Source organism: Streptomyces sp. NPDC043870 (genome assembly GCF_056435785.1).
In genome coordinates this window covers 1-4,646 of the sequence record NZ_JBWKDT010000041.1, presented here as the reverse complement: position 1 = coordinate 4,646, position 4,646 = coordinate 1, and the positions used below count along the sequence as shown (strand labels likewise).

At 72.1% G+C, this 4,646-nt stretch carries 5 protein-coding genes; 3 read left to right on the top strand and 2 right to left on the bottom strand.

The annotated features are described in order from the left end of the window. Positions 1-244: 244 nt before the first annotated feature. A complete protein-coding gene (gene pspAA / locus AC0699_RS32685) occupies positions 245-523 on the bottom strand; it encodes a PspA-associated protein PspAA (RefSeq protein WP_453666087.1) in 279 nt (92 codons plus the stop codon). Between the two features lie 12 nt (positions 524-535). Beyond that, on the bottom strand, positions 536-1,312 hold the full coding sequence (locus tag AC0699_RS32680) for a PspA/IM30 family protein (RefSeq protein ID WP_453666088.1): 777 nt from the start codon (positions 1,310-1,312) through the stop codon (positions 536-538). A 357-nt stretch (positions 1,313-1,669) separates the two neighbouring features. Here AC0699_RS32680 and AC0699_RS32675 point away from each other — a divergent pair, with 357 nt between their 5' ends. The 3 genes from AC0699_RS32675 to AC0699_RS32665 all read left to right on the top strand — a co-directional run bounded on the left by AC0699_RS32675 (position 1,670) and on the right by AC0699_RS32665 (position 4,367). Further along, the gene (locus AC0699_RS32675; protein WP_478667734.1) at positions 1,670-2,266 is read left to right on the top strand and encodes a DUF3043 domain-containing protein; all 597 of its coding nucleotides are present in this window, start codon (positions 1,670-1,672) and stop codon (positions 2,264-2,266) included. A 50-nt stretch (positions 2,267-2,316) separates the two neighbouring features. After that, the gene (locus AC0699_RS32670; RefSeq protein ID WP_478667790.1) at positions 2,317-3,060 is read left to right on the top strand and encodes a class I SAM-dependent methyltransferase; all 744 of its coding nucleotides are present in this window, start codon (positions 2,317-2,319) and stop codon (positions 3,058-3,060) included. Between the two features lie 221 nt (positions 3,061-3,281). Continuing rightward, positions 3,282-4,367 carry a S1C family serine protease gene (locus AC0699_RS32665; protein ID WP_478667731.1) on the top strand — a complete coding sequence of 362 codons (1,086 nt, stop codon included), beginning with the start codon at positions 3,282-3,284 and terminating at the stop codon, positions 4,365-4,367. Positions 4,368-4,646: the final 279 nt, after the last annotated feature.

The following is a 4,646-nucleotide window of genomic DNA, read 5'->3' as shown; positions in this document are numbered from 1 at the left end:
ACTCCCCGCCCCCCCCCCCTACCCCCCTCCCCCCCCCCCCCCCCCCCCCCCCCCCCCCCCCCCCCCCCCCCCCCCCCCCCCCCCCCCCCCTCCCCCCCCCCCCCCCCCCCCCCCCCCCCCCCCCCCCCCCCCCCCCCCCCCCCCCCCCCCCCCCCCCCCCCCCCCCCCCCCCCCCCCCCCCCGGGCCTGGGTACGGCGAGGGCGCGGGCCGTGGTGCCGGGTGCTGGGTGCCGGGGCCCGGGCCTCAGCCCGGGATGAGGCCGTCGTCGCTGAGCATCTCCCGGACCTCGTCGAGCGACGCGTCCGGGGAGGGCAGGATCAGCTCGGACGGCTCCAGGGCGTCGTCCGCGAGCGGTGCGCCGAACCGGCGGACCGCGTCGAGCAGGGCGCAGAGGGTACGGCGGAAGCCGTCCTTGTCACCCGACTCCATCTCGGCGAGCAGCTCGTCGTCCAGCTTGTTCAGCTCGACGAAATGGCTGTCCGCCACGGTCCACTGGCCCTCCCCCATGATCCGTACGATCATGACGCGCCGTCCCTACTGCTTGTCGAACTTGTGCTGGGTCTGAGCCTGGTCCTGCGCCGAGCCGTTGCCGCCCTCGATGGCCTGCTGCGGGGTGCTGCCGCCCGCCAGCTCGGCCTTCATGCGCTGCAGCTCGAGCTCGACGTCCGTGCCGCCGGAGATCCGGTCCAGCTCCGCCGCGATGTCGTCCTTCGCCATCCCGGTCGGGTCGTCCAGGGCACCGGAGGCGAGCAGTTCGTCGATCGCGCCGGCGCGGGCCTGGAGCTGCGCGGTCTTGTCCTCGGCGCGCTGGATCGCCAGGCCGACGTCGCCCATCTCCTCGGAGATGCCGGAGAAGGCCTCACCGATCCGGGTCTGCGCCTGCGCCGCCGTGTACGTGGCCTTGATGGTCTCCTTCTTCGTACGGAAGGCGTCGACCTTGGCCTGCAGCCGCTGGGCGGCGAGGGTGAGCTTCTCCTCCTCGCCCTGCAGCGTCTGGTGCTGTGTCTCCAGATCGGTGACCTGCTGCTGGAGCGCGGCGCGGCGGGACAGCGCCTCACGCGCCAGGTCCTCACGGCCGAGCGCCAGCGCCTTGCGGCCCTGGTCCTCCAGCTTCGAGGACTGCCCCTGGAGCTGGTTCAGCTGCAGCTCCAGCCGCTTGCGGGAGGTCGCCACATCGGCGACGCCACGGCGCACCTTCTGCAGCAGCTCCAACTGCTTCTGATACGAGTAATCGAGGGTCTCGCGCGGATCCTCGGCCCGGTCAAGGGCCTTGTTTGCCTTCGCGCGGAAGATCATCCCCATACGCTTCATGACACCGCTCATGGGCTTCGCGCGCCCCCTTCTGACGGACGTGGCTCCAGCTACTCCAGAACCCACAGTACGGGCCCTGCATCCATTACCGCACTGTTCGAGCGCGGATGCGCTCATCCCCAAGAACGACCTGTCCACGGCTCGGATCCGGCGCAAGGAGTAGGTGACCTTCGGGGGAAATCGTCGGCTGTCCCGGTCTGCGTCGCTTCTGCGTCTGTTCTGCGTCTGCTCTTCGTCTGTTCTGCGTCTGCTCTTCGGCTGCTCTGCCTGCTTCTGCCCCGTACAGACGCTCGCCGTTGCCGGATCGTTCCCCCGGGGGCTGGGGTCCCTGCGCGGCACCCCGTACCCTTGGGTTTTGTGTTCCGTAGCCGTTCCAACGCAGAGAAGGCCCCCACCGGCAAGGTGACGGCGGACCTTTCCAAGCAGCCCCGCGATCCCGAGGCCCCCAAGGGCCGCCCGACCCCGAAGCGGAGTGAGGCCCAGACCCAGCGCCGCCGTGCGCAGACGGCTCCGGCCGACCGCAAGGAGGCCATGCGCCGCCAGCGCGAGGCACGCCGAGCCGACCTGTCCAAGCAGCGCGAGGCGCTGGCCGGCGGCGACGAGCGTTATCTCCCAGCCCGTGACAAGGGTCCGGTGCGCCGTTTCGTGCGCGACTTCGTCGACTCGCGCTTCTGCGTCGCGGAGTTCTTCCTGCCGCTCGCCGTGGTGATCCTGGTGCTCACCATGATCCGCGTGCCCAAGCTGCAGAACATCGCTCTGCTGCTGTGGCTCGGTGTCATCGTGATGATCGTCATCGACTCGATCGGCATCTGGCTGCGCCTGAAGAAGCAGCTGAACGAGCGGTTCCCGGACGAGCCGAAGCGCGGCGCCGTGGCCTACGGCCTGATGCGCACGCTCCAGATGCGCCGGCTGCGGCTGCCCAAGCCCCAGGTCAAGCGCGGAGAGCGGCCCTGAGCGCGGACGTCTCCGGTTTCGGTGGCGGCGCGGCTGCCTGGCTGAAGGGCCTGGGCGGACTGCGCAACACCGTCCGACAGGAGCTTGTCGCGCGTCAGCTCGACGAGCAGATAGCCGGACGTTTCCCGGTCGGGCAGCGGCTGCGGATCCTCGACGTCGGCATGGGGCAGGGGACCCAGGCGCTGCGCCTGGCGCGGGCCGGGCACTCGGTGACCGGTCTGGAGTCCGACGCCGAGATGCTGAAGGTGGCCCGCGAGACGCTGGCGACCGAGCCCGAGGGCATCCGCGAGCGCTTCCGGATGATCGAGGGCGACGGCCGGGACACCGGGGTGCACTTCCTGCCCGGTTCGTTCGATGTGGTGCTGTGCCACGGCGTGCTGATGTACGTCGAGGAGCGCGACGCGATGCTCGCGGGCCTGGCGCGGATGCTGGCGCCCGGCGGCCTGCTGTCCCTGCTCGTACGGAACGCGGACGCGCTGGCCATGCGGCCCGGTCTCGCCAGTGACTGGCAGACGGCGCTGACCGCGTTCGACACGGACGCGTACACCAACCGGCTCGGGCTCCCGGTCCGCGCCGACCGCCTCGCGGCGCTCACGGCCACCCTCGCGGGGATCGCGGCGCCGCTGCACGCGTGGTACGGCGTACGGGTCTTCACGGACGGTGTCGCGAACGAGGCGGAGCTGCCGCCTGCGGAGGAGCTGGAGCGGCTGCTGGCGGCGGAGGACCGGGCGGGGCGCACGGATCCGTACCGGTCGGTGGCGGCGCTGCTGCACTTGTGCGGGGTGCGGGGCTAGGGAGTGTCCGGCGCGAGACACCCCTAGGACCTGGGTCCGGCGCGAGACACCCCGAGGACCTGGCTGGGCCCGGGCGGCGTGGGGCCCGTGCTCGTTCGGCGCGTTCTTCACCCGTTCGGGTCGGCCGTAAGGGCCTCCGTCGTTGTCGGCGCCACGACGCGTCACCCTGATCGGGGGTTCATAACAGGCCGCGGGACCGTCCCGAAAGGGACACTCCGACCATGGACGGATCCCTTTGCCGCACTCGCGCGGGGCCGCTCATGGCCTGGCTGGCCGTGATCTGTGCGGTCGCTGCGGCCGGCGGTTGTTCCGGCGGCCGCCCGCCCGGGGAGCCCGAGGCCACGACTCAGGCCGCGGCGCCGGCCGTCAGGCCCCCCAGCGCCGAGAGGGACCTCGAGTCCGCCTACCGGACCGTGATCAAGAACGTGCTGCCGTCGGTCGTCCAGATCGAGTCCGGCGACGGCCTGGCCTCCGGGATCGTCTACGACACCAAGGGGCACATCGTCACCAACGCCCATGTGGTCGGCGGCGAGAAGGACTTCAAGGTCACCGTCGCCACCGGCAAGCAGGCCGTCGCCGCCGGGCTGGTCGGCACCTATCCGGAGCAGGACCTGGCCGTCATCAAGCTGGACAGCCTCCCGGCGGGGCTGGTGCCTGCGAAGTTCGGCGACTCGGCCGCGGTCGAGATGGGCCATATCGTGCTGGCGATGGGTTCCCCGCTCGGCCTCTCCAGCAGCGTCACCCAGGGCATCGTCTCCGGAGTCGGCCGTACGGTGAGCGAGAGCGAGCTGGGCGACGGCACCGGCGCCACGATCGGCAACATGCTGCAGACGTCCGCCGCGATCAACCCCGGCAACAGCGGGGGCGCGCTGGTCAATCTGGACAGCGAGGTGATCGGGATCCCGACGCTGGCCGCGACCGACCCGGCCCTGGGGGGCGGTGCGGCGCCGGGGATCGGCTTCGCCATCCCGGTGTCGCTGGTGCGCACCGTCGCCGACCAGATCATCAAGCACGGCAGGGTCACCGACTCGGGGCGGTCCGCGCTCGACATCACGGGCCGGACCGTCCTCACCGACGACTACCGGCCGTCGGGTGTCGCCGTGGTCGAGGTGACGAAGGGCGGCGCCGCGGACCGGGCGGGTATCAGATCGGGCGACATCATCGTCAGGATCGGCGATGACGAGATCACGACGATCACCTCCCTGGCGGAGGCGCTGGCGCCGAGGAAGCCGGGCGAGAAGGTGACGGTGACGTACGAGCGCGCGGGGAAGCGGGTGACTGCCGAGGTCACGCTCGGAGAGATCTGAGGACGGACGGGCGCGATGGGCAGAGGGGGGACGGGCGCGCGCAACGGGGCGGGACGGTGTCCGGCGCCCCTCGGGCGGTACAGCGGACCGGGCCCCCGCCGCCGAAGCAGCAGCGGACAGGACTGGGGGGGGGGGGGAGGGGGGGGGGGGGGGGGGGGGGGGGGGGGGGGTAGGTCGGGGGGGGGGGGGGGGGGGGGGGGATGGACGAGTTCACCAAGCCCGAAGATCGCACCTACTCCGTCGCCCGCGGCTAATACCAGGTCCAGACCCGCAAGGGAG